General features: G+C 62.3%; 22 protein-coding genes. 8 read left to right on the top strand and 14 right to left on the bottom strand.

The features are described 5' to 3' along the window. Positions 1-247: 247 nt before the first annotated feature. Positions 248-463: a 30S ribosomal protein S21 gene (rpsU, locus tag LOY54_RS25030; RefSeq protein ID WP_002551877.1), complete on the bottom strand. Its 216-nt coding sequence runs from the start codon at positions 461-463 to the stop codon at positions 248-250. Between the two features lie 201 nt (positions 464-664). On the opposite strand from rpsU, the gene tsaD reads away from it, so the two are divergent. After that, positions 665-1690: a tRNA (adenosine(37)-N6)-threonylcarbamoyltransferase complex transferase subunit TsaD gene (gene tsaD / locus LOY54_RS25025; RefSeq protein WP_038998431.1), complete on the top strand. Its 1026-nt coding sequence runs from the start codon at positions 665-667 to the stop codon at positions 1688-1690. A gap of 26 nt (positions 1691-1716) precedes the next feature. On the opposite strand, the gene plsY is transcribed toward tsaD, so the two are convergent. Continuing rightward, on the bottom strand, positions 1717-2286 hold the full coding sequence (gene plsY, locus LOY54_RS25020; protein ID WP_045199269.1) for a glycerol-3-phosphate 1-O-acyltransferase PlsY: 570 nt from the start codon (positions 2284-2286) through the stop codon (positions 1717-1719). A gap of 74 nt (positions 2287-2360) precedes the next feature. Between plsY and folB the strand changes: the two genes are divergently transcribed. Next, positions 2361-2714, top strand: coding sequence for a dihydroneopterin aldolase (gene folB / locus LOY54_RS25015; protein WP_258608312.1), 354 nt, complete (start codon positions 2361-2363; stop codon positions 2712-2714). Then, a complete protein-coding gene (gene folK, locus LOY54_RS25010; RefSeq protein ID WP_213603086.1) occupies positions 2705-3214 on the top strand; it encodes a 2-amino-4-hydroxy-6-hydroxymethyldihydropteridine diphosphokinase in 510 nt (169 codons plus the stop codon). Before folB ends, folK begins: the two co-directional genes overlap by 10 nt. Before the next feature lie 63 nt (positions 3215-3277). Here the strand turns inward: folK and LOY54_RS25005 are convergent, their stop codons facing one another. The 11 genes from LOY54_RS25005 to LOY54_RS24955 form a co-directional block, all read right to left on the bottom strand. Further along, positions 3278-4507, bottom strand: a complete 1230-nt coding sequence (locus LOY54_RS25005) for a multifunctional CCA addition/repair protein (RefSeq protein ID WP_258608309.1) — start codon at positions 4505-4507, stop codon at positions 3278-3280. A gap of 55 nt (positions 4508-4562) precedes the next feature. Then, entirely contained in the window at positions 4563-6125 is a 1563-nt protein-coding gene (locus tag LOY54_RS25000; protein WP_045199277.1) for a SpoVR family protein, read from the bottom strand. Then, positions 6122-7393: a YeaH/YhbH family protein gene (locus tag LOY54_RS24995; RefSeq protein WP_045199279.1), complete on the bottom strand. Its 1272-nt coding sequence runs from the start codon at positions 7391-7393 to the stop codon at positions 6122-6124. The genes LOY54_RS25000 and LOY54_RS24995 overlap by 4 nt, the downstream gene beginning before the upstream one ends. Positions 7394-7527: 134 nt before the next feature. Continuing rightward, on the bottom strand, positions 7528-9450 hold the full coding sequence (locus LOY54_RS24990) for a PrkA family serine protein kinase (protein ID WP_010221441.1): 1923 nt from the start codon (positions 9448-9450) through the stop codon (positions 7528-7530). Positions 9451-9731: 281 nt separating this feature from the next. Beyond that, the gene (gene glpE / locus LOY54_RS24985; RefSeq protein ID WP_045199281.1) at positions 9732-10061 is read right to left on the bottom strand and encodes a thiosulfate sulfurtransferase GlpE; all 330 of its coding nucleotides are present in this window, start codon (positions 10059-10061) and stop codon (positions 9732-9734) included. A 14-nt stretch (positions 10062-10075) separates the two neighbouring features. Then, positions 10076-10951, bottom strand: coding sequence for a symmetrical bis(5'-nucleosyl)-tetraphosphatase (locus LOY54_RS24980; protein ID WP_123565368.1), 876 nt, complete (start codon positions 10949-10951; stop codon positions 10076-10078). Further along, on the bottom strand, positions 10951-11331 hold the full coding sequence (gene apaG, locus LOY54_RS24975) for a Co2+/Mg2+ efflux protein ApaG (RefSeq protein WP_045199285.1): 381 nt from the start codon (positions 11329-11331) through the stop codon (positions 10951-10953). The genes LOY54_RS24980 and apaG overlap by 1 nt, the downstream gene beginning before the upstream one ends. A gap of 104 nt (positions 11332-11435) precedes the next feature. Beyond that, a complete protein-coding gene (rsmA, locus tag LOY54_RS24970; protein WP_258608308.1) occupies positions 11436-12242 on the bottom strand; it encodes a 16S rRNA (adenine(1518)-N(6)/adenine(1519)-N(6))-dimethyltransferase RsmA in 807 nt (268 codons plus the stop codon). Then, positions 12239-13228 carry a 4-hydroxythreonine-4-phosphate dehydrogenase PdxA gene (pdxA, locus tag LOY54_RS24965; RefSeq protein WP_045199289.1) on the bottom strand — a complete coding sequence of 330 codons (990 nt, stop codon included), beginning with the start codon at positions 13226-13228 and terminating at the stop codon, positions 12239-12241. Before pdxA ends, rsmA begins: the two co-directional genes overlap by 4 nt. Then, entirely contained in the window at positions 13225-14544 is a 1320-nt protein-coding gene (locus tag LOY54_RS24960; RefSeq protein WP_045199291.1) for a peptidylprolyl isomerase, read from the bottom strand. The genes pdxA and LOY54_RS24960 overlap by 4 nt, the downstream gene beginning before the upstream one ends. Further along, complete coding sequence (locus tag LOY54_RS24955) at positions 14525-17335, bottom strand: LPS-assembly protein LptD (RefSeq protein WP_093378953.1); 2811 nt, start codon at positions 17333-17335, stop codon at positions 14525-14527. The genes LOY54_RS24960 and LOY54_RS24955 overlap by 20 nt, the downstream gene beginning before the upstream one ends. Positions 17336-17465: 130 nt before the next feature. Here LOY54_RS24955 and LOY54_RS24950 point away from each other — a divergent pair, with 130 nt between their 5' ends. The 3 genes from LOY54_RS24950 to LOY54_RS24940 are packed head-to-tail and all read left to right on the top strand — an operon-like array spanning position 17466 to position 19925. Further along, positions 17466-18491 carry an aminoglycoside phosphotransferase family protein gene (locus LOY54_RS24950; RefSeq protein ID WP_258608298.1) on the top strand — a complete coding sequence of 342 codons (1026 nt, stop codon included), beginning with the start codon at positions 17466-17468 and terminating at the stop codon, positions 18489-18491. Continuing rightward, positions 18488-19159, top strand: a complete 672-nt coding sequence (gene murU / locus LOY54_RS24945; RefSeq protein ID WP_258608296.1) for an N-acetylmuramate alpha-1-phosphate uridylyltransferase MurU — start codon at positions 18488-18490, stop codon at positions 19157-19159. The genes LOY54_RS24950 and murU overlap by 4 nt, the downstream gene beginning before the upstream one ends. A gap of 1 nt (position 19160) precedes the next feature. Next, complete coding sequence (locus LOY54_RS24940; protein WP_045199299.1) at positions 19161-19925, top strand: DnaJ domain-containing protein; 765 nt, start codon at positions 19161-19163, stop codon at positions 19923-19925. Here the strand turns inward: LOY54_RS24940 and LOY54_RS24935 are convergent. Then, complete coding sequence (locus tag LOY54_RS24935; RefSeq protein ID WP_258608295.1) at positions 19922-20926, bottom strand: alpha/beta hydrolase family protein; 1005 nt, start codon at positions 20924-20926, stop codon at positions 19922-19924. The two genes, LOY54_RS24940 and LOY54_RS24935, sit on opposite strands and share 4 nt — an antisense overlap. Before the next feature lie 94 nt (positions 20927-21020). On the opposite strand from LOY54_RS24935, the gene LOY54_RS24930 reads away from it, so the two are divergent. Further along, complete coding sequence (locus LOY54_RS24930; protein ID WP_258608294.1) at positions 21021-23411, top strand: PAS domain S-box protein; 2391 nt, start codon at positions 21021-21023, stop codon at positions 23409-23411. Between the two features lie 9 nt (positions 23412-23420). Beyond that, on the top strand, positions 23421-24050 hold the full coding sequence (locus tag LOY54_RS24925) for a response regulator transcription factor (protein ID WP_093378971.1): 630 nt from the start codon (positions 23421-23423) through the stop codon (positions 24048-24050). Positions 24051-24239 lie beyond the last annotated feature (189 nt).

Below are 24239 nucleotides of genomic sequence, written 5' to 3'. Positions count from 1 at the left end.
GCGCGTTCGAGCGATGTCGAATGGCGTAACACAAAATACGGAAAGACGTGCTCGTCTGCAGCCGGTGAAGGCTCGTCAGGAAGGACGTGCACAGCTGGCGTTGCGGCCAGTTCTGACGATTCAGGCAGGTTGTCCATGCTGCAGGGCAACAGGACGCCTTGGGCCCGAAGGCCAAAGGATCAAGCAACAACTGCCGGCAGCCCGGCTGTGGGCCGGGCGAGGCAGAAGCTTGCGACGGACGTCTGTATTAGTACAGACGAACGGCGCGGCGCTGTTCGCGCTGAACTTTCTTGGCGTGACGTTTAACAGCGGCTGCTGCTTTGCGCTTACGCTCAGAAGTCGGCTTCTCGTAAAATTCGCGGCTACGAACTTCAGCCAGAACACCGGCTTTTTCGCAGGAGCGCTTGAAACGACGCAGAGCTACGTCGAAGGGTTCATTCTCTTTAACTTTGACGGCTGGCATCCAGAGCTACCTTCATTCATTACCGGGGTCAACGAACTCGTGGCAAAAATGTGCGCTGGAGAACGTCGGTTTTTAAGGGTTGCGGATGTTAACCCTTAGCCGACCGGAATGCAAAGCCTCTGATCGAAAACCGCTGGTCGGCGTCGGGAGCGGGGACTATCATGCGCGCCTTCGAATTCAGCCTCAACAAGGCACGGACCCATGCTAGTACTGGGATTGGAAACATCCTGCGACGAAACCGGCGTCGCATTATACGACAGTGAACGCGGCCTTTTGGCCGATGCATTGTTCAGTCAGATCGACCTGCACCGCGTCTATGGCGGGGTAGTGCCGGAGCTGGCCTCGCGTGATCACGTCAAGCGCATGCTGCCGTTGATCCGCCAGGTGCTGGCCGAAGCCGACTGTGTCGCCACCGAGATCGACGCCATCGCCTATACCGCAGGCCCCGGCCTGGTCGGCGCACTCCTGGTGGGCGCTTCCTGCGCCCAGGCCCTGGCCTTTGCCTGGGGGATTCCGGCGCTTGGCGTGCATCACATGGAAGGTCACCTGCTGGCGCCGATGCTCGAAGAGCAGCCACCCGAGTTCCCGTTCGTCGCCTTGCTGGTGTCGGGCGGGCATACCCAGTTGGTGCGCGTCGACGGTATCGGTCAGTACGAGTTGCTAGGCGAGACCCTCGATGACGCCGCCGGCGAAGCCTTCGACAAGACCGCCAAGCTGATCGGCCTGCCGTACCCGGGTGGCCCGGAGATCGCTCGCCTGGCAACCCAGGGCGTGCCCGGGCGCTTTGTCTTCCCGCGGCCGATGACCGACCGCCCGGGGCTGGATTTCAGCTTCAGCGGCCTGAAAACCTTTGCCCTCAATACCTGGCAGCAGTGCCAGAGTGCTGGGGACGACGGTGAGCAAACCCGTTGCGACGTGTCGCTGGCCTTCCAGCAGGCGGTGGTGGAGACTTTGACCATCAAGTGCAAGCGAGCCCTCAAGCAGACCGGCCTCAAGCGCCTGGTGATTGCTGGCGGCGTCAGTGCCAACAAGGCCTTGCGCGCTTCGCTGGAAGACATGCTGGCTGGCATCAAGGGTAATGTGTACTACGCCCGGCCGCAGTTTTGCACCGATAACGGCGCCATGATTGCCTACGCCGGCTGCCAGCGTCTGGCCGCCGGGCAGCAGGAAAGCCTGGCGATCAGCGTGCAGGCGCGCTGGCCAATGGAGCAACTCGCGCCGCTGTGAAGCTGAGCGTTGCTCATGCAGTGGATTCAGAAATGCCGTTCGCGTCCGGCGAAAAGGTCGCGTAGATTGCCGCGGTGACGCCAGACAATCAGCACGGTCAGCACGCTGATTGGCAGCAACGCTTCCGGCTCGCGCCAGGCCAGTAGTGGCAGGGTCAGTGGCGTTGCCACCAGCGCCGCCAGCGAGCTGGTACGGGTCAGGTAGAAGGTCAGCAGCCAGGCGCTGATGGCCAGCAAGGCGGCTGGCGGGTAAAGCCCCAGCAGCATGCCGGCGGCGGTGGCGACACCTTTGCCGCCGCGAAAGCGGAAGTACACCGGAAACAGATGGCCAATCACCGCGCACACGCCGATCCAGGCCTGTTGCTGCAGGTCGAGGCCAGCAAGATTGGCGACCAGCACGGGCAGCAGGCCCTTGCACAGGTCGCCAAGCAGGGTCAGGACCGCCAGTTTGCGGCCGGCCAGGCGCAGCATGTTGGTTGCACCGGCATTGCCTGAACCGCTCATGCGCGGGTCCGGGCTGCCATTGAGGCGGCTGAGGACGATGGCAAAGGACAGAGAGCCAAGCAGGTAGGCGCACAGCGCCAGTAACCAAAACATGCTAACCATTCCGGGCGAGGACGCCCTGATTCTAACGGCGCAACGCGCCCTTGTCGTGCTGTGGAGAGAAGTGCTTGGACAGAGTGTTCATCGAGGGGCTGGAAGTCGATACCGTGATCGGCGCCTATGACTGGGAGCGCGGAATCCGCCAGTGCCTGCGCCTGGACCTGAGCTTTGCCTGGGATAACCGCCCGGCCGCAGCCGGAGACGACCTGACCAAAGCCCTGGACTACGCCAGCGTGTCGGCGCGCATCCAGGCGTTTGCCGAGCAGTCCGAGTTCCAGTTGGTGGAAACCTTCGCCGAGCGCCTGGCGGCGGTGCTGATGAGCGAGTTCCAGATTCCCTGGTTGCGCCTGAAACTGACCAAGCCTGGCGCGGTAGCGGCCGCCACTGGGGTCGGCGTGGAGATCGAGCGCGGATGTCTCTGAACAGGGTTTACCTCGGGCTGGGCAGCAATATCGAGCGCGAGCGGCACTTGACCGCCGGGCTCGATGCCCTGGCCGAAATGCTCACCGACATGCATTGTTCGGCGGTGTTCGAAAGCCAGGCGGTGGGCATCAAGAGCGGACCGTTCTTCAACCTGGTGGTCAGCGGTTTGACCGAGCTGCCGCTGATGGAACTGGATCGCCGGCTCAAGTTCATCGAGGCCGACAATGGCCGCTACGCCCCCGAGCGCAAAGGTCTGCCGCTGGATATCGACGTGCTGATGTACAACGACCTGCATGGCAGCTTCGACGGGCTGGTATTGCCGCGGGCAGAGATTCTCAAGAACGCATTCGTGTTGTGGCCGCTGGCGTTGATTGCGCCAGCGCTTAAGCACCCGGGTGCCGGCAAAACCATGAGCCAGCTGTGGGCCGAGGCGCAAATCGAGCAAGTGCTGGCGCCGGTGCCGTTCGAGTGGCGTGGGCAGCAGTTGACCGGTCTTTAGCTTCGATCGCGGGGCAAGCCCGCTCCCACAGGATTGTAGGAGCGGGCTTGCCCCGCGATAGGTTCAGCGCCCGAGACCTTCCTTGTACGCCTTCAACGCCTTCAGCCGCTCGCCCTTGAGCGCCTCGCCCAGCGCCTGCCCGGTCAGCCCTCGTTGCACCAGCGGTTGCACCTGCACTGCACGCGCCGCCGCCGCTGCGCCGCGCAGGTAATCAGCCTGTGGATAATCACGTTGCTCCAGGCCCTTGCGGCCCCGGGCGTCCATCTCGCAGGCGACGATAAACTCCTCGAAACGCTGCGGCCGGCGGTACACATCGAAGCTTTGCAGCAGCTCCAGCAAGGTCGAGGCGCGCAGTTCCAGGGCCCGGTGGCAGTGGGTGTGATATTCCCCGACCAGCAAGGCCAGTTCCTGGCATTCACGGGGTGCCTTGAAGCGCTGGTTCACCGCCTTGATCAACTTCAGCCCGCGTTGCTCGTGAGCGATGTGCCGTGGCCATTCTTCCTCTGGGGTAAGGCCCTTGCCCAGGTCGTGCAGCAAACAGGCCCAGCGCACGCTCAGGGGCTGCTGGTGCAGGGCGGCTTGTTCGAGCACCGAGAGGGTATGGATGCCGCTGTCGATCTCCGGGTGATGGGCCGCAGGCTGCGGCACCCCGAACAGCGCATCGAGCTCGGGCATCAGTTGCTTGAGGGCGCCGCAATCGCGCAATACCTGGATGAATACCTGGGGTTGGTCCTCCATCAGCGCCCGGGCGATCTCCTTCCAGCTGCGCTCGGCGGTCAGGGCTTGCAGTTCGCCTGAATCTCCCAGTTCGCGCATCAGCTCGATGGTTTCCGGGGCCACGCTAAAGCCCATGCCGGCATAGCGCGCGGCAAAGCGGGCGACGCGCAGCACGCGCAAGGGATCTTCGGCGAATGCCGGGGAAACATGGCGCAAAATGCGGGCTTCTAAGTCTTTCTGGCCGTTATACGGATCGCAGATATTACCCTGGTCGTCCTCGGCCATGGCATTGATGGTCAGGTCGCGGCGGATCAGGTCTTGCTCGAGGGTAACTTCGGGGCTGGCGTGGAAGGTGAATCCGCCATAGCCGCGCCCGCTCTTGCGTTCGGTGCGCGCCAAGGCGTATTCCTCGCCGCTTTTGGGGTGCAGGAACACCGGGAAATCGGCCCCGACCGGGCGATAGCCCAGGGCTTGCATTTGTTCCGCCGTGGCGCCGACCACGACCCAGTCGATATCACTGACCGGCCTGCCGAGCAGGCGGTCGCGTACGGCGCCGCCGACTTTGTAGATCTGCATGTAGAACCTCCGTTGATGCCACAGGATAACCTGTCTGGCAGCAACGGAGGGCGTGCTAGAGGTGCACTACCGCCAGGTCCAGGCGACCATAGTCAGCTTCGCCGTGCTCGCCTTTGGGCGGCACATGGTGGGTTTTCATCACCTGCTCGCCCTGCAGGGTCTCCAGGTGGATGTCAAAGCCCCAGAGGCGGTGCAGGTGCTTGAGAACCTCCTCGGTTGAGTCGCCCAGGGGTTTGCGGTCGTGTTGCTGGTGGCGCAGGGTCAGCGAGCGGTCGCCGCGACGGTCAATGCTCCAGATCTGCACGTTGGGTTCACGGTTGCCGAGGTTGTACTGGGCGGCCAGGGTCTCGCGGATGATCCGGTAGCCACTTTCGTCGTGGATGGCCGGTACCAGCAGGTCTTCGCGCTGATCGTCATCAAGGATGCTGAACAGCTTGAGGTCGCGGATTACCGTCGGCGACAGGTACTGGAGAATGAAGCTTTCGTCCTTGAAGCTGCTCATGGCGAACTTGATGGTCGACAGCCAGTCACTGCCGGCGATGTCGGGGAACCAGCGGCGGTCCTCTTCGGTAGGGTGTTCGCACATGCGGCGGATGTCGCGGTACATGGCAAAGCCCAGGGCATAAGGGTTGATGCCGCTGTAGTAGGGGCTGTCGAAGCCTGGCTGGAACACCACGCTGGTGTGCGACTGCAGGAACTCCATCATGAAGCCTTCGGTCACCAGGCCTTCGTCATACAGATCGTTCATCAGGGTGTAGTGCCAGAAGGTTGCCCAGCCTTCGTTCATCACCTGGGTCTGGCGCTGCGGGTAGAAGTACTGGGCGATCTTGCGCACGATACGCACGATTTCACGCTGCCAGGGTTCGAGCAGCGGCGCGTGTTTCTCGATGAAGTAGAGGATGTTCTCCTGGGGTTCGGCCGGGAAGCGCGCGTTGTCGCGGTCGCTGTTCTTGTCGGCGCCCTTGGGAATGGTGCGCCACAGGTCGTTGATCTGTTTTTGCAGGTGCTCTTCGCGTTCCTTCTGGCGGCGCCGCTCTTCTTCGGCGGAGATCGGGTAGGGCCGCTTGTAGCGGTCGACACCGTAGTTCATCAGCGCGTGGCAGGAGTCGAGCAGGTCTTCGACGGCATCGATGCCATGGCGTTCTTCGCACTGGGTGATGTACTGCTTGGCAAACACCAGGTAGTCGATGATCGAGCTGGCGTCGGTCCAGGTGCGGAACAGGTAGTTGCCCTTGAAGAAGCTGTTGTGCCCGTAGCAGGCGTGGGCAACCACCAGGGCCTGCATGCAGATGGTGTTTTCTTCCATCAGGTAGGCGATGCAGGGGTCGGAGTTGATCACGATCTCGTAGGCCAGGCCCATTTGACCGCGGCTATAGGACTTTTCAGTGCTGAGAAAGTGTTTGCCGTAGGACCAGTGGTGATAGCCCAGCGGCATGCCGACGGAGGCGTAGGCGTCCATCATTTGCTCGGCGGTGATCACCTCGATCTGGTTGGGGTAGGTGTCCAGGGCGTAGCGCTCGGCCAGGCGGCTGATTTCCCGGTCATAGGCCTGGATCAGTTCGAATGTCCATTCGGACCCGGTAGAAATAGGGTGGCGCTTCTGCTCTCTAGCGGTCATGTCACTAACCTGCGCTGGAAGAGTTCACGGAAGACCGGATAGATATCGCCGGCCGACACCAGCTGCTGCTGGGCGAACGTATCGGCAAAGGCTTCGCCGATACGCTCATACTCGTACCACAATGCCTGATGTTCGCGAGGGGTGATCTCAACGTAAGTGTAGTACTGGACGAACGGCATGATCTGCTTGGTAAGAATCTCGCGGCAGATCGGCGAGTCGTCGTTCCAGTTGTCGCCGTCTGAAGCCTGGGCGGCGTAGATGTTCCATTCATTGGCCGGATAGCGTTCTGCCATGATTTCCTGCATCAGCTTCAGGGCGCTGGAAACGATGGTGCCGCCGGTTTCCCGAGAGTAGAAAAACTCCTCTTCGTCGACTTCGCGGGCGCTGGTGTGATGGCGGATGAACACAACTTCGATCTTGTCGTAGTTGCGCTTGAGGAACAGGTACAAAAGGATGAAGAAGCGTTTGGCGATGTCCTTGGTGGCCTGGGTCATGGAGCCGGAAACGTCCATCAGGCAGAACATCACCGCCTTGGAGCTGGGGTTGGGTTGCTTGACCAGCAGGTTGTACTTGAGGTCGAAGGTGTCGAGGAACGGCACGCGGTGGATGCGCGCGCTCAATCGCTCGATTTCCGCTTCGATTTCCTGAATATCGCCGAAATTGTCCGGTTCTTCGCGCTTCAGGCGCGCCAGTTCTTCCTGCGCCTCACGCAGTTTTGCCCGGCTGCTGCCGGACAGGGCGATACGCCGGGCATGGGCTGAACGCAGGGTGCGGATGATGTTGATGCGTGACGGGTTGCCTTCGTTGCTGATACCGGCGCGCACGGTCTTGAAGGTGTCGGTGCCGGTCAGGTGACGTTTGACCAGGTTGGGCAGTTCGAGGTCTTCGAACATGAACTCGAGGAATTCTTCCTGGGTAATCTGGAAGACGAACTCGTCCATGCCTTCGCCAGAGTTGCCGGCCTTGCCGCGGCCGCCGCCCCCGCCGCCCCCTTGCGGACGGGCGATATGCTCGCCCGCGGTGAATTCCTTGTTGCCAGGGTGCACCACGGTCTGCTTGCCGCCGCGGCCATGGTGCAGCACCGGCTCGTCGATGTCGCGACCGGGAATGCTGATCTGCTCGCCATGCTCCATATCGGTGATGGAGCGGCGGCTCACGGCCTCCTCGACGGCCTTCTTGATATGGTCACGGTAACGCCGCAAAAAGCGCTGGCGGTTGACCGTGCTCTTGTTCTTGCCGTTCAGGCGTCGGTCGATCACATAGCTCATAGGCCCCTCCGGGAGTAGGCGGTAGCTGCAAGCTGTAAGCTTCAAGCTTCAAGTGGGATCACCGCTGCCCCCGCAAGCCGACACGTATTTGACCTACGTGCGCGACTTGCAGCTGACAGCTTGCAGCTTGGCGCTTATTGCGATTTTCTGACCCGCAGGTACCATTCCGAGAGCAGCCGAACTTGCTTGTCTGTGTAACCGCGTTCCACCATTCGGGTGACGAAGTCGTTGTGCTTTTGTTGATCCTCTTTGCTGGCCTTGGCGTTGAAGCTGATGACCGGCAGCAGGTCCTCGGTGTTGGAGAACATTTTCTTCTCGATCACCACCCGCAGTTTTTCGTAGCTGAGCCAGGTCGGGTTCTTGCCGTTGTTGTTGGCCCGGGCGCGCAACACGAAGTTGACGATTTCGTTGCGGAAATCCTTCGGATTGCTGATGCCGGCCGGCTTCTCGATCTTCTCCAGCTCTTCGTTGAGGGCGATGCGGTTGAGGATTTCGCCGGTTTCCGGGTCGCGATACTCCTGGTCCTGAATCCAGAAGTCGGCATACAGCACGTAACGGTCGAAGATGTTTTGCCCGTACTCGCTGTAGGACTCCAGGTAAGCGGTCTGGATTTCCTTGCCGATGAACTCGATGTAGCGCGGTGCCAGGTACTCTTTGAGGTAGCGCAGGTAGCGTTCGCGCACTTCGGCCGGGAACTGTTCCTGTTCGATTTGCTGCTCCAGCACATACAGCAGGTGCACCGGGTTGGCGGCAATTTCGTGAGGGTCGAAGTTGAACACCTTGGAGAGGATCTTGAAGGCGAAGCGGGTCGACAGGCCGTTCATGCCTTCGTCCACTCCAGCGGCGTCGCGGTACTCCTGGATCGACTTGGCCTTGGGATCGGTGTCCTTGAGGTTTTCGCCGTCGTACACCCGCATTTTCGAGTAGATGTTCGAGTTTTCCGGCTCTTTGAGCCGTGACAGCACGGTGAACTGGGCGAGCATCTTCAGGGTGTCTGGCGCGCAATGGGCCTTGGCCAGCGAGCTGTTGAACAGCAGCTTGTCGTAGATCTTGATCTCGTCGCTGACCCTCAGGCAGTACGGCACTTTGACGATGTAGATACGGTCGATGAAGGCTTCGTTGTTCTTGTTGTTGCGGAAACTGTGCCATTCCGATTCGTTGGAGTGAGCCAGCAGGATCCCGGAGTAGGGGATCGCCCCAAGGCCTTCGGTACTGTTGTAGTTACCTTCCTGGGTTGCCGTGAGCAGCGGGTGCAGAACCTTGATTGGCGCCTTGAACATCTCGACGAATTCCATCAGGCCCTGGTTGGCCCGGCACAGCGCGCCCGAGTAGCTGTAGGCGTCGGCGTCGTTCTGCGGGTATTCCTCGAGTTTGCGGATGTCGACCTTGCCGACCAGGGCGGAAATGTCCTGGTTGTTTTCATCACCCGGTTCGGTTTTGGCCACGGCAATCTGGTTGAGGATCGACGGGTAGAGTTTGACCACTTTGAACTGGCTGATGTCGCCCCCGAACTCGGCCAGTCGCTTGGTCGCCCAGGGCGACATGATGGTGTTCAGGTAGCGTCGTGGAATGCCGAAGTCTTCTTCGAGAATGGCGCCGTCTTCAGCGGCGTTGAACAGCCCCAGGGGCGATTCGAATACCGGCGAGCCCTTGATGGCATAGAAGGGCACCTTCTCCATCAATTGTTTGAGCTTTTCGGCCAGGGACGATTTACCACCGCCCACCGGGCCCAGCAGGTAAAGGATCTGTTTCTTCTCTTCCAGGCCTTGGGCGGCATGGCGGAAATACGACACGATCTGGTCGATGCACTCTTCCATGCCATGGAAGTCTTCAAAGGCCGGATAACGGCGGATCACCTTGTTGGAGAAAATGCGCGACAGCCTTGAGTTGTTCGAGGTGTCGACCAGTTCCGGCTCGCCGATAGCCATCAACAGGCGTTCGGCCGCCGACGCATAAGCGCTGCGATCGCTTTTGCAGAGCTCAAGGTACTCTTGCAGCGAAAGTTCTTCCTGACGGGTGGACTCGAAACGTTGTTGGAAGTGGCTAAAAATACTCATGACGTCACCTCGCTCGATACGTGGAGCCGACGCCGGATCAGTCAGCTGATGCTGGCATGCAATCGACACCGCCGATTGCTGTATACCCCCCAGAACACCTAGAACTCGCTACCGATGACCCGCACGCCGGTGTACCGGCTCTCCCCTTTTTGGATGGCCTGCGCTTAAGGATAGTTCGTTATCGGGGAGGTCAAGGGCGGTTGTACATGAAGTTCGCCATGACCGTTCGTCTGGCCAGGCGCGAGCCCGCACAGGACGCGGGCTGCGAGAGATGAAAAAAATTATTCGGCAGTGCCTTGGGCGGTTTCTGCAGGGTAGGTGCCACGCCACAGCTCGAAGCCGCCGTCGAGGCTGTAGACGTCGGAAAAGCCCTGGCTGATCAGGTAGGCGGCAGCGCTCTGGCTGGAGTTACCGTGATAGCAGACCACTACGGTGGGGGCATCGAGATCGGCAGTGCGGATGAAGTCCGCTACCGAGTGATTGTCCAGGTGGCTTGCGCCGGTAATGTGGCCGGCGGCAAAGGCTTGCGGGTCGCGAATATCGACCACGACCGCACCTTGCTCGCGCAGCGCCTGGGCCTGCTCGGGAGGGATGCGTTTGAATTCGCTCATGGGTACGGTTTCCTTCAGGACTGGTCGTTCATTCTAGCCGGTTGTGCGGACGCAGGCTGCGTGCGCGGGGTGCCTTGCTCGGTGCATTCACAGCGCTGCAATGCGCCGGTATCGACGTTGTACAGGGTCATCGCGCCACCCCAGACGCAGCCGGTGTCCAGGGCGATCACCCCGGGCTCCTTGCAGCGCCCTTCAAGGGCGGCCCAATGGCCGAAGATGATCTTCACATGCCGTGAGCGGCGGCCCTTGTGGGCGAACCAGGGCTTGTAGCCGGGCGGGGCGGTGTCGGCGCCTTCCTTGCCCTTGAGGTCGAGCTTGCCTTCGCTGGTGCAAAAGCGCATGCGGGTGAAGTAGTTGGTGATCACCCGCAAACGGGTGACGCCGCTCAGGTCCTTGCTCCACTTGTTCGGCTCGTTGCCGTACATGCCATCGAGGTAGGGCTTGAAGCGATTGTCGTCGCGCAGCGCTTCCTCAACTTCGCCTGCCAGCTCCAGGGCCTTGCCCAGGGTCCACTGCGGCGGGATGCCGGCGTGCACCAGCACTACGCCGCGCTGCTCGTCGTAATGCAGCAGCTTTTGCCGGCGCAGCCAGTCGAGCAGTTCGCCAGCATCGGGCGCATCGAGAATTTCGCGCAGGGTGTCGCTTTTTTTCAGTCGCTCGATGTTGTGCCAGGCGGCCAGCAGGTGCAGGTCATGGTTGCCCAGTACGCACACCAGCGATTCGCGGATGGAATAAAGGAAGCGCAAGGTTTCCAGCGATTCCGGGCCGCGGTTGACCAGATCGCCGACCAGCCACAGGCGGTCGACCTTTGGATCGAAGCTCACCCGTTCGAGCAGGCACTTGAGCGGCTGCAGGCAGCCTTGCAGGTCTCCGACTGCGTATACCGCCATCAGTGCAGGGCTCCGGGGACGGCGAGGCGGAATGGGGCAATGACGGCGTCGAAACGCTTACCGTCCTCGGCAAACATCTGATAGCTGCCCTGCATGGTGCCGACTTTGGTGCTGATCACCGCGCCGCTGCTGTAGGTGTGGCTTTGCCCGGGTTCAATGGCCGGTTGCTGGCCGATCACACCGGCGCCCTTGACCTCTTCGACATGGCCATCACCGTTGGTGATCAGCCAGTGTCGTGACATCAGCTTGGCGGTCACAGAGCCATTGTTCTTCACCGTAATGGTATAGGCGAAGGCGAAACGGTCGTTTTCGGGGTCGGATTGTTCTTTGAGAAAGCGGGTCACGACGCTGACGTCGATCTGGTAACGGGGATCAGACATGCAAGGGGCCTTGGCAACAGACGCGGATACGGCGATGGCGTCAGTCTAGGCTATCGGCGGGGTAGCCGGCCAGTCATGCGGACATGACTGGCCTATGGCGCAGGTTACGCGGCGCCCTGTTGCTCGGCCAGCTTGTCGGCCAGGCGCACGAAGGCGGCGAGGTCGAGTTGCTCGGGGCGCAGGCTGCCATCGACGCCGGCAGCCTCAATGGCGTCGCTGCTGAGCAGGGCCTTGAGGGTGTTGCGCAGGGTTTTGCGGCGCTGGTTGAAGGCTTCGCGAACGATGCGTTCGAGCAGGCGATGGTCCTTGGCCGGGAACGGCAGGGTTTCGTGTGGCACCAGGCGCACGATCGCTGAATCGACCTTGGGCGGCGGGTTGAACGCGCCGGGACCGACGTTGAACAGGTGTTCGACCCGGCAGTGGTACTGCACCATGATCGACAGACGGCCCCAGTCACCACCGCCAGGGCCTGCGGCCAGGCGCTCGACCACTTCCTTCTGCAGCATGAAATGCATGTCGCGGATCAGCTCGGCGTTGGCCAGCAGGTGGAAGATCAGTGGCGTGGAGATGTTATACGGCAGGTTGCCGACCACGCGCAGGCTGTGGGGGGCAGCGCCGAGGGTGGTGAAGTCGAACTTCAGTGCATCGCCCTGGTGCAGGCGAAAGTTGTCGCGGTTAGCGAACTGCTGGTTGAGGATCGGTACCAGGTCTTTGTCCAGCTCGACCACGTCCAGCTGCGCGCCGCTGGCGAGCAGGCCGGAGGTCAGGGCGCCCTGGCCCGGGCCGATTTCCAGCATGCGCTCGCCGGCGTTGGCGTGGATCGAGCGCAGGATGCGGTCGATGACCCCGGCGTCGTGCAGGAAGTTCTGGCCAAAGCGCTTGCGCGCCTTGTGTTGGTATTGCTCGGTCATTTTCGGGTCTCGGCCATCTGGTAGGCGGTTTCCAGGGCGACCTGCAGGCTGCCGGTGTCGATCTTGCCGCTGCCGGCCAGGTCCAGGGCGGTGCCGTGGTCGACCGAGGTGCGGATGATCGGCAGGCCCAGGGTCACGTTGACCGCAGCGCCGAAGCCTTTGTACTTGAGCACGGGCAGGCCCTGGTCGTGGTACATCGCCAGCACTGCATCGCAGTGCTCCAGATATTTGGGGGTAAACAGGGTGTCGGCGGGCAACGGGCCGCGAAGGTCCATGCCTTCGCTGCGCAGGCGCGCCAATGTCGGTTCGATGGTGTCTATTTCTTCGTGGCCCAGGTGGCCACCCTCGCCGGCATGCGGGTTGAGGCCGCAGACCAGGATGCGCGGGTTGGCTATGCCGAACTTGTGTTGCAGGTCAGCATGCAGGATCCGCGTGACGCGCTCCAGGCGCTCGCTGGTGATGGCGTCGGCAACCTCGCGCAGCGGCAGGTGCGTGGTCACCAGGGCCACGCGCAGGCCGCGGGTCGCCAGCATCATCACCACTTGCGCGGTGTTGGTCAGGTCGGCGAGAAACTCGGTGTGCCCGGAAAAGGCGATACCGCTTTCGTTGATCACGCCCTTGTGCACCGGTGCGGTGATCATCCCGGCGAAATGCCCGTCCAGGCAGCCTTGCCCGGCGCGGGTGAGGGTTTGCAGGACGAATGCGGCGTTGGCTTTGTCCAGCTGGCCGGCAACCACCGGGTTTTGCAGCGGCGTGTCCCAGACATACAGGCTGCCTGCCGGAGCGGGCTGGTCGGGGAGGGCGTCGAGGCTCACCGGCAGCAGCGTGACGGCCACGCCCAGCTGCGTGGCCCGCTCGGCGAGCAGGTCACGGCTGGTAATGGCAATCAGGGGGTGCGGCTGGGCTTGCGTGGCGAGCAGCAGGCACAGGTCAGGACCTATGCCGGCCGGCTCGCCGGGTGTGAGGGCGAAGCGCTGCGGTTTCACTGCGCGGCCTGATCGGCGCCAGGAAGCTTGATTTCGACGTAGGCTTCGTCACGGATCTGACGCAGCCAGGTCTGCAGTTCTTCATCGTACTTGCGGTTGCGCAGTACGTTCATCGCTTGTTGCTCGCGGGCCTGTTCGGTGCTGTCGGTGGCGCGGCGGCCCAGCACTTCGAGCACGTGCCAGCCATACTGGGTCTTGAATGGCTTGGTCACCTGGCCCTGTTGGGCGTTGGCCATTTCTTCGCGGAACTCTGGCACCAGGGCGCTTGGATCGATCCAGTTGAGATCGCCGCCATTGAGTGCCGAGCCAGGGTCTTCGGAGAAGCTCTTGGCCAGCGTGGCGAAATCTTCGCCGTTCTGGATGCGGTCATACAGCCGTTGCGCCAGTTCCTTGGTCGCCGCTTCGCTGCGAATCTCGCTTGGCTTGATCAGGATGTGGCGGACATGCACTTCGTCGCGCATGGTGGCACCACCGCCGCCGCGTTTTTCCTGCATCTTGATGATGAGGAAACCGGTAGGAATACGCAGTGGCTGAGTCACGTCACCAACGCTCAGGCTGCTGAGCAGCTTGGCGAGCTCCGGCGGCAGCTGACCGGCTTTACGCCAGCCCATTTCGCCGCCTTCCAGGGCGTTTTCGCTGGCGGAGCTGGCGATTGCCATCTGGCCGAAGTCGGCACCGCTTTTCAGGCGCGAGTAGACCTCACCAGCCTTTTGCGCGGCCGCCTGGATCTGCGCCGAGTTGGCGCTTTCCGGGGTTGGGATCAGGATATTGGCCAGGCGCCATTCTTCCGACAGTTGCATCTGGCCTTGCTCCGAGGCGAGGAAGTTTTTCACTTCCTGCTCCGAGACCTGGATGCGCTCGGCAACCCGGCGCTGACGCACGCGGCTGATGATCATCTCGCGTCGAACCTGCTCGCGGGCATCTTCGTACGACAGGCCGTCGTGGGCCAAAGCGGCGCGGAACTGCTCCAGGTTCATGCCATTGCGCTGGGCAATGGTGCCGATGGCCTGGTTCAGTTCTTCGTCGGTGATGCGGATGCCCGAGCGATCGCCGATCTGCAGTTGCAGGTTCTCGACGATCAGGCGCTCGAGCACCTGTTGGTCCAGGACACCGGCGGGCGGCACCTGGCCGCCACGCTTGGCGATGGTCTGCTGGACTTCGCGTACGCGGCTGTCCAGCTGGCTTTTCATCACCACGTCGTTGTCGACGATGGCCACAACGCTGTCCAGGGGTTGCACGGCGGCGTGCGCCGTGCCGGTCAGCAATACCGCGCCCAGCAACAGCGGGCGCAGACAATCAGTAAGCTTGGTCTTCACGAGTACGATAACCTTGAATGCCCTGGTCGAGGAAAGACTCGACCTTGTTGCCCACTACGCCGCCGAGGCCTTTCAGCACAATCTGCAGGAAGACGCCGTGGTCGCCTTTTTCGTTTTGCGGAATTGCCTGGCTGTAATCGTCGTAATCGATCCAGTAACGGTTGATCAGACGCAGCTTCCAGCAGCAGTTGTCATATTCGAAACCACCGAAGGCTTCCAGCGTGCGGTTGCGGTTGTAGTCATGCTGCCAGCGCGCGATCGCGGTCCACTGCGGAACGATCGGCCACATGACCGAGAAGTCATGCTGCTGGATCTTGTAGTAGTCCTTGATGTAGTTCGCGTCACCCGGCTGGCCATAGTCGCCACCACCTACCTGCCAGCGACCAGTGGCGCTGTTGTAGATGACCATGTCGTTGCGGTAGCGGTAACCGAGGTTGACCACCTTGTTGACGTTGTCTTCAGGCTGGTAATGGAACATCGCGCTGCCCGAACGGGTGCTGCGGCTGTCCGGATCCCAGTTGAAATCGGAATTGAAGCGCCAGTCGCGGTTGAAGCGGTATTCGTATTCCAGTGCGTACGGGGAAACGTCCGACTGGGCGTCCTGACGGTCCTTGTAGGCAATGCCAGGCAACTGAACCTTGCGGTCCTTGAAGTACAGGGCCTGGCCAACGCTCAGGCGCTGACGTTCAAAGCCGTTCTCTTCGATCCAGCGGTTGGTCACGCCCAGCGACAGCTTGTTCTCGTCGCCGATACGGTCGTTGCCACTGAAACGGTTGTCGCGAAACAGCGAGGCGTAGTTGAAGGTGTACTCGCTGGTATCGAAGACCGGGATGTCCATCTGGTTCTTGTACGGGACGTACAGGTAGTACAGACGTGGTTCCAGGGTCTGGGTGTAGTTCTTGCCGAACCACTGGGTGCTGCGGTCGAAGTACAGCCCGCTGTCGACGCTGACGATCGGAACATCGCGATCCTGCGAAGAGTTGAACCGGCCGAATTCGCGCGGCTGGCCTGGTGCCTGGGCCTTGCCCTGACTGTCGAGGTCGAGGTCATAGTGGGTGTAGGCGTACTTCAGCGATGGCCGCACATAACCATAGCTTGCTTCCATCGGCAGGCTGATGGTCGGCGCCAGGTGCAGGCGAGTGCCGTTGGCCCGGGCCAGACCTGTGATGTTCTGGTCGATGCGGCCACCGTCAGCGCGAACGCTGGTATCGAGCTTGCCGTCCTTGTCGAAGACAGTGCCGTTCTTCAGATCACGCTCGAAGCGTACAGCCTCGGATTCGTAGGTGAAGTTCATCCCGCCCGGGTGGTAAGGCAGCATGCCGTTGAAAGTGACCTGCGGCAGGCGGTCATACGGGGTGATCTGCGAAATGGTCGCCAGCTCGAAAGCCTGCACGTTCAGCCGCGCGGTGTAGGTATCGCCGCGATAGGTCAACGCACCTTGCTGATTGACGAAGTCCCGGCTTTCGACACCGATCTGATCCGATTCCAGGTCCTGGAAGTAGAACGGGTCGCTGAAGTCGGTGTAGTCGACTTCAGTCATCAGGCGCTCGTCGAGGCCGCCCTTGTGCTGCCAGTTGACCATCCAGCGCTGATCTTTGTAGTCCGTCTGCAGCTTGCGGTCATCATCCTTGTCATTCAGGTAAGCACCACCGAACTGTCCTTCGCTGGACTTGGTCAGGTAGCGGAACTCGCCTTCCATCAACATGCCGCGCTTGGCCATGTAGCGTGGATACAAGGTGGCGTCGTAGTTTGGCGCCAGGTTGAAATAGTACGGCGTGACCAGCATGAAGCCGGTATCGCTGCTGGTGCTGAACGACGGCGGCAGGAAACCGGACTGGCGGCGGTCATCGATCGGGAAGTAGATGTACGGTGTGTAGAACACCGGGAAATCCTTGACCCGCAGGGTGACGTTGGTCGCGGTACCGAAGCCGGTGGCCGGGTTCAGGGTAATGTTGTTGCCCTTGAGCTGCCAGGCGTTGCTGTTCGGCTCACAGGTGGTGTAGGTACCATCCTTGAGGCGGATGATGGCGTTTTCAGCACGCTTGGCGTACAGGGCGCTGCCGCGGATGCGCGATTTGTGCATCACGTATTCGGCGTTATCGACCTTGGCTTCACCGGTGTCGAGCTGGATGTCGGCGTGATCGCCGACCACCAGCGAACCGTTGTCGCGAATCTTCACATTGCCGCTCAGCTCACCACGGTTCTCGGCCTGGTACAGGTTGGCCTCGTCGGCCTCGACCTGCATGCTGCCCTGGCGCATGACCACGTCACCGGCGAGGGTGGCGATCTGCTGCTCCTGCTGGTAGCGCGAAACCTTGGCACCGATGAAAGTCGGCGACTCGTCTTTGGGCGTGGTGTCGGTCATGCCCGGACGGGTCGGCTCGATGTAGGCACCGGCGCAGTATGGCCCGGTTTCGGCGAGCTGGGCTGGGGTGAGCTGGTCACGAGGGACCCAATCCAGGTGGCTGGCATCGGGGCTACGGGATTTCAGCACGCGGCCTTTGGCTTCGGTGACCAGCACCGGACCTTGAGCCTGCTCCTGGGCGACCTCGCCGGAGCCGGCTGGCGTTTCACCGGACGAGCTGGCGGCCGCTCCGGCGTGCACCGGGCGCGGCGGCAGTGCGGCGGCAGGGGTTTTGGGCTTGCAGTCCCAGCCTCCGGCAGCAGACACTTGGCAGTCGAACTGCTCTGCGGCAACCACGTATGGGGTGGCCAGAGGTTGCATCGCCAGCAAACCGCCGGTGACCAGCAACGGGAATTTTTTACGAAACGCGGGGGATTTCAATGCCATCTTATTAGTCCGGGCTTCCTGCGTGCCATCTGCCCGCGTGTGGGGCCGCACGCCTCTCGATGGTCTGAAAAAGATGCTGGATAATAAAGCATGACCCGCTTGACGGCTAGGGCCGTCGGAGACCCTTGTAATGCCCGATCACGATGTACGCTTGCAACACCTGAATGTCTGGCTCGCCGAGCAGCTGGCAAATCTGTTCCATAAACAGGGCTGGGGCACGGTTCCCGCGGGTAGCCTGACCGCCGCCAGCAGCGATGCGAGCTTTCGCCGCTACTTCCGCTGGCAGGCCGAAGGCCACAGCTTTATTGTCATGGATGCGCCACCGCCGCAGGAAAACTGCCGGCCATTCGTTGATATTGCCCACTTGCTGGCCACGGCCGAGGTCAATGTTCCGGTCATTCATGCCCAGGACCTTGAACGTGGTTTCCTGTTGCTCAGCGACCTGGGCACCCAGACCTACCTCGATGTGATCAACGCCGAGAACGCCGATGGCCTGTTCAACGACGCCATTGATGCGCTGCTAGCCTTCCAGCAGTTGCCGATGAACGCGCCGCTGCCAAGCTACGACGTGGCCCTGTTGCGCCGCGAGCTTGAGCTGTTCCCCGAGTGGTACGTCGGCCGTGAACTGGGCCTGGGCTTTACCGATGCGCAACTGGCCGCCTGGCAGCGTATCAGCAGCCTGTTGATCGACAGCGCCCTGGCCCAGCCAAAGGTGCTGGTGCACCGCGACTATATGCCACGCAACCTGATGGACAGCAAGCCAAACCCCGGCGTGCTGGACTTCCAGGACGCGGTGTACGGGCCGGTCACCTATGACATCACCTGCCTGTTCAAGGATGCCTTCCTGAGCTGGCCGCAGGCACGCGTGCAGGGCTGGCTCAAGGATTACTGGCAGCGCGCCCAGGCCAAGGGCATCCCGGTGCAGGCCGATTTCGAGGACTTCCACCGCGCCAGCGACCTGATGGGCGTGCAGCGTCACCTCAAGGTCATCGGCATCTTCGCGCGCATCTGCCACCGCGACGGCAAGCCGCGTTACTTGGCCGATGTGCCGCGCTTCTTTGCCTATATAGATGAAGTGATCGCGCGCAGGCCGGAGCTGGCCGAACTCGATGAACTGATCGAGAGCCTGCAGGCCGCAGCCGGAGCGCGTCCATGAAAGCGATGATTCTTGCTGCAGGCAAAGGCGAGCGCATGCGCCCGCTGACCCTGCACACCCCCAAGCCGCTGGTGCCGGTGGCCGGTATGCCGCTGATCGAGTACCACCTGCGTGCGTTGGCAGCGGCCGGCCTCAAGGATGTGGTAATCAATCACGCCTGGCTCGGGCAGCAGATCGAAGATCACCTGGGCGATGGTTCGCGCTGGGGCCTGAACATCAGTTACTCACCCGAAGGCGAGCCGCTGGAGACCGGCGGCGGCATCTTCAAGGCCCTGCCGTTGCTGGGCGATGAGCCTTTTGTGCTGGTCAATGGCGATATCTGGACCGAGTACGACTTCGCCCGCCTGCCGAAGCATCTCGACGGCCTGGCCCACCTGGTGCTGGTGGATAACCCTGGTCATCATGGCAAGGGTGACTTCTGTCTGGATAAAGGCCAGGTCAGCGATGCCAACGCCGATGCCGACACCCTGACCTACAGCGGTATCGCCGTCCTCGCCCCACAGCTGTTCGCCGACTGCCAGGCCGGCGCCTTCAAGCTGGCGCCGCTGCTGCGCCAGGCGATGACGGCCGGGCAGGTCAGTGGTGAGCATTTCAGCGGGCACTGGGTGGATGTCGGTACCCTGGAGCGGCTGGCCGAAGTCGAGCAACTGCTCGCTGAGCGCCGCTGACATGTTGTGGCCGAGCACAGTGATAGGTGCCGGAGCAGGCTTCGCCATCGCCAGTATTCCCGGGGCGTTGCTGGGGGCGTTGCTGGGCCAGGCGATGGACCGCCGTTTGCAGTTGCACAGTTGGGCGCATCTGCGTGAACGCCTGGGTGGGCGGCCGGTGCTGCGTGACGACGAGGTACTGTTCGTCCTGCTTGGGCGCCTGGCCAAGAGCGACGGACGGGTGGTCGATGGCCATATCCAGCAGGCACGGGTGGAGATGCAGCGCCTGGAAATGAGCGAACCGGCCAGGCGCCGCGCCATTGCCGCGTTCAATCGTGGCAAGGCTGGCAAGGAGCGTCTGGGTGTTCATTTGCGCCGCCTCAAGCAACAGCCGCATGCCGCCGAAGGCATGTTGCGCGCATGCTGGCGCATGGTCTGGGCTGATGGCCAGGCTGGCCGGCATGAACGCGAGCTGCTGCTGGCGTGGGGCCAGGCCCTTGGCTGGTCGGCAGCCAAGGTCCAGGCCCTGGCGCTGGACTATGAGCCGCAAAAGGCTGTGCTGGCCGATGGCACGCTGGGTTATCCACAAGCCTTGCGCATGCTTGGGGTCAGCGCCGACAGCGAAGCCGGGCAAATTAAGCAAGCCTACCGGCGCCTGCTCAGCCGTCATCATCCGGACAAGCTGGTGGGCAATGGCGCAAGCCCCGCGCAGGTTCGCGAGGCCACCGAACGAACCCGCGAACTGCATCAGGCCTACGCCGTCATCCGTAAACGCCGTGGCTTCTAGTCGAGTTTTTCCGGGCTGAGCCAGCCGCGGATGCGGCGGAACAATTGCTCCTGTTCCGCCGCGCTGTTGCCTGGCATGGCGGTCAGGCTGACCTGCCGGTAGTTGGCGTCCTTCAAGCGTTTACTGGCTTGCAGGCGCTCCTCGGCGGCGCGCCTGGCCTGGGGCAGGGTGGCGTAGAAGAAGTCTGCGGTGGCTACCTTGAGGTTCGGCGCCAGGCTGTCCAGGCTCTGTTCTGCCTGGGCTGGCGTCTGCGCGGCGACCATTACTAGCTTCTGCACCTGGGCCGGTTGCCGTTCGCTCAGGTAACGCGCTGCCCAGTAGGCGCCGCTGCCGTTGCCGAGCAGGACAATGCTGCGGGCGTTCTGTTGCTGGGCATAGGCAACGGCCGCATCGAGGCGGGCGAAGATGCGTTCGGCATCGGCCTTGTCATCGTCGACCGGCGCTTTCGCTTGTTCGGTACTTTCGCTGTTCTCGCTTTCGGCTGCCGTGGCCTGCTCGATACTGGCGTTGGCATTGGCCGGGGTGTCCTTGGCCGGTGCGCTTTCGCCTGGCTCGGCCTTTTTTTCCACTGCCGGGGGTACTTCGACGCGCGCCTGCGGGGCGCTGGCAAGCAAATCCGGCTGGGCCAGGCTCAGGCTGTGCCAACCGGCATCGGGAAACTTGCGCCGCAGCGGGCCGACGGTTTTCGGCCAGTCGGCATTTTCGCCAGCACCGGCAAGAATGATCAGGGCGCCTTCGGGTTCGGCAGTGTTGGCCGGTTTCCACAGGGCCAGGAAGCTGTCGCTGCCAGCCTGCAGGGTTTGCTGTTCGGCTGCAGGAACCTGGCGTTCCAGGGCCTGGGCGTCTTCCTGGCTGCGTTCGGCCAGCGGTTGGCGTTCGACTGCGGCAGGTTTGCTGTCGGCAGCCGCTTCTGGCGTTTCGCCAGCGGCTGCTTGTGCGGTACAAGGTAGTATCAGTGACAGGCATAACGCCGGCAGCGTCGTGCGATAAAGTGCGAACATGGATCGATCCAGGCCAGATTAATACCGGCAGCCTAATAGTATTTGCTCAGGACGGCCATGCTCGGTGGCCGTCCTACCCTTGATGAGAGTGCAGATGAAGCTTTTGCGCTGCCTGTTGCTTATCGGCTGTTTTTGCCTGCCCTTGATCACAGGGGCAGCTTCGCCTGCCACGCCTGCGCAGGTTGTGCTGGAGCCGGCTCAGCAGCAATGGCTTGAGCAACACCGCAGCCTGCGCGTCGGGCTGGTGTTGCAGGCACCTTTTGCCCAGTTCGACCGGCGCCTGCAGCAGCTCTATGGGGTCAACGTCGAGCTGATGAACTGGCTTGGCCGTTCGCTGGGGCTGGACCTTACCTGGCGCAACTTTACCGATCAGGCTGCCCTTGAGCATGCGCTGCAGGCCGGCGAAGTCGATCTGGCCCCAGGTCTGACCCAGACACCTGCCAGCCTGCGCCTATGGTTGTTCAGCGATCCCTACATGCGCGTGCCGCAATTGATCGTCGGCCCGCGTACCGGCGCGGTGGCGGTGGACCTGGAGAAGCTTGCCAGTACCGATCGGGTTGCCGTGCGCATGCCTAGCACTGTCGCCGACTACCTGCGTGCCACCTACACCAACCTCAACCTGCAAGGCGTGCCTCAGGAGCGCCAGGCGTTGCAGCTGGTGCTCAGCGAACAGGCGCGGTTTGCCGTGGTAGATGAAGCGCAGTTGAGCCGTCTGTCTCGGGAAAGTGAATTCAGCGAGCTGGTGGTGGTCGGTGATATCGGCCTGCCGCAGTTGCTGCGGGTCGGCTCGCGCCGGGACTGGCCGGAGTTGGCCGAGATTCTTGAGCGCGGCCTGCAGGCCGTTCCGGCCAAGGACCTGGAGCAACTCCACCAGCGCTGGCTGGAGCCTAAATACCCGCGCCTGAGCGAATCCCCGGGCTTTTGGCAGAACCTGGGGCTGTTGCTGGCGGCGCTGCTGTTCAGTTGCGTGGCCATCGTCATTTGGCAGCGTCGGCAACTACAGCAGCTCGAGCACAGTTTATTGGCCACCCGCGACACCCTGGCCCAGCGCCAGGCCCGCGAAGAAGCCTTGCGCCTGAGCCAGTTCTCCATCGACCAGAGCACCGTGGGCATTCTCTGGGTCAACTGGGACAGCCATGTGCGCTATGCCAACCGGGCCGCCGAAAGCATGCTCGGTTACCCCTCGGGGGCGCTGATCGATCGGCCGCTGATTGATTTCGAGCCGAACCTGCACATGGACCGCTGGCTCGATCTGTGGAAGCGTGCCCGTGCCAGCGATGAAGCCCCGCAGCATTTTGAAACCCGGTGCCTGCGTGCCGATCGCAGCCTGCTGCCGGTGGATGTGTCGCTGAGCTTTCTGCGCTTTCGTGATGCCGAATACCTGGTGGTGTTTCTTGCCGATGTCACCGAACGCAGGCGCGCCCTGGCGGCGCTGCGCGAGAGCGAGGCACGGCTCAAGGGTATTGCCGGCAACGTACCCGGCCTGGTGTTTCGCCTTGAACGCAACCCGGCCGAAGGCGAGCTGGAGTTCCCCTACATCAGTGAAGGCAGTGAAGCCCTGGTGGGCTATGCGCCTGCGGCGTTGCAGCATCCGGACATGGGCCTGCGCAACCTGGTGCACCCTGACGACCGCGCCGATTACCACCGGGTCCAGGACCTGGCCCTGGCCACGGACAGCGACTGGTCCTGGCAAGGGCGGATCCTGACCCGCCAGGGCGAGCAGCGCTGGGCCGACATCAAGGCCAGTACCCGCACCCTGGCGGATGGCCGGGTGGTCTGGGACGGGGTGGTCTGGGACATCAGCCAGAGCAAGCGCGTCGAGCTCGAACTGGCCCGTTCACAGGAGCAACTGCGCGAACTGTCGGCGCACCTGGAAAGCGTTCGCGAGGAAGAAAAAGCCCGTATTGCCCGGGAAGTGCACGATGAGCTGGGACAGATGCTCACGGTGCTCAAGCTTGAAACATCCATGTGCGAACTGGCCTACGCCGAGCTGGACCCCGGCCTCAACGAGCGTCTGGGCAGCATGAAGCGCCTGATCGCTCAGCTGTTCCAGCTGGTGCGCGATGTGGCCACCGCCTTGCGCCCGCCGATCCTCGATGCCGGCATTGCATCGGCCATCGAGTGGCAGGCCCGGCGTTTCGAGGCGCGCACGCAGATCCCCTGCCTGGTGCAGGTACCGGAGAATCTGCCACCCTTGAGTGATGCCAAGGCCATTGGCCTGTTCCGCATCCTGCAAGAGGCGCTGACCAATGTCATGCGCCATGCCCAGGCGCATACTGTGCAGATCAGCCTGAGCCTCGATGGCCAGACCCTACGCCTGACGGTGATCGATGATGGCGTAGGGTTTGTCCTTGAGCAAAGTCGGCCAACGTCCTTTGGCCTGGTCGGTATGCGTGAGCGGGTGCTGATGCTCGGTGGCAGCATGGCCCTGGAAAGCGAGCCGGGCGAGGGCACCAGCCTGAGCGTGGCCATCCCCCTGGATTAGGAGCATTGCGTGATTCGAGTACTGGTTGCCGAAGACCACACCATTGTCCGTGAAGGCATCAAGCAGTTGATCGGCCTGGCCAAGGACATGCAGGTAGCGGGGGAGGCCGGCAATGGCGAACAGCTGCTGGAAACCTTGCGCCATACCGAGTGCGAGGTGGTGCTGCTGGATATTTCCATGCCCGGGGTCAATGGCCTGGAGGCGATCCCGCGGATTCGCGCCTTGAACAACCCACCGGCGATCCTGGTGCTGTCGATGCACGACGAAGCGCAGATGGCAGCGCGGGCGCTGAAAGTCGGCGCTGCCGGCTACGCCACCAAGGACAGCGATCCGGCATTGCTGCTCACCGCGATTCGTCGGGTCGCCGGTGGCGGGCGTTACATCGACCCGGACCTGGCTGACCGCATGGTCTTCGAGGTCGGCCTCACCGATGCCCGGCCGCTACATTCATTGCTGTCTGAGCGCGAGTTTTCGGTGTTCGAGCGCCTGGCCCAGGGCGCCAACGTCAACGACATTGCCCAGCAACTGGCGCTGAGCAACAAGACCATCAGCACCCACAAGGCGCGGCTGATGCAGAAGCTCAACGTCACCTCGCTGGCGGAGCTGGTGAAGTACGCGATGGAGCACAAGCTGTTGTGAGTGTTCCAGAAGCGACATCGGGTTGACTGCATCGCGGGGCAAGCCCGCTCCCACCGGGGCGCGACTGTGGGAGCGGGCTTGACCCGCGATAGCATTGAACCTGCCATGCACATATCCAAAAACGCCACTCTTGTAGGGCAATCCCTACCCCAACCCTTCCATCCTGCTGATATCAATCTCTCTCCACCG

The sequence above is a fragment of the Pseudomonas sp. B21-032 genome, assembly GCF_024748965.1.
Taxonomy (GTDB): domain Bacteria; phylum Pseudomonadota; class Gammaproteobacteria; order Pseudomonadales; family Pseudomonadaceae; genus Aquipseudomonas.
Note: the sequence above shows the minus strand (reverse complement) of the source record. Positions and strands in the feature narration are given on the sequence as shown.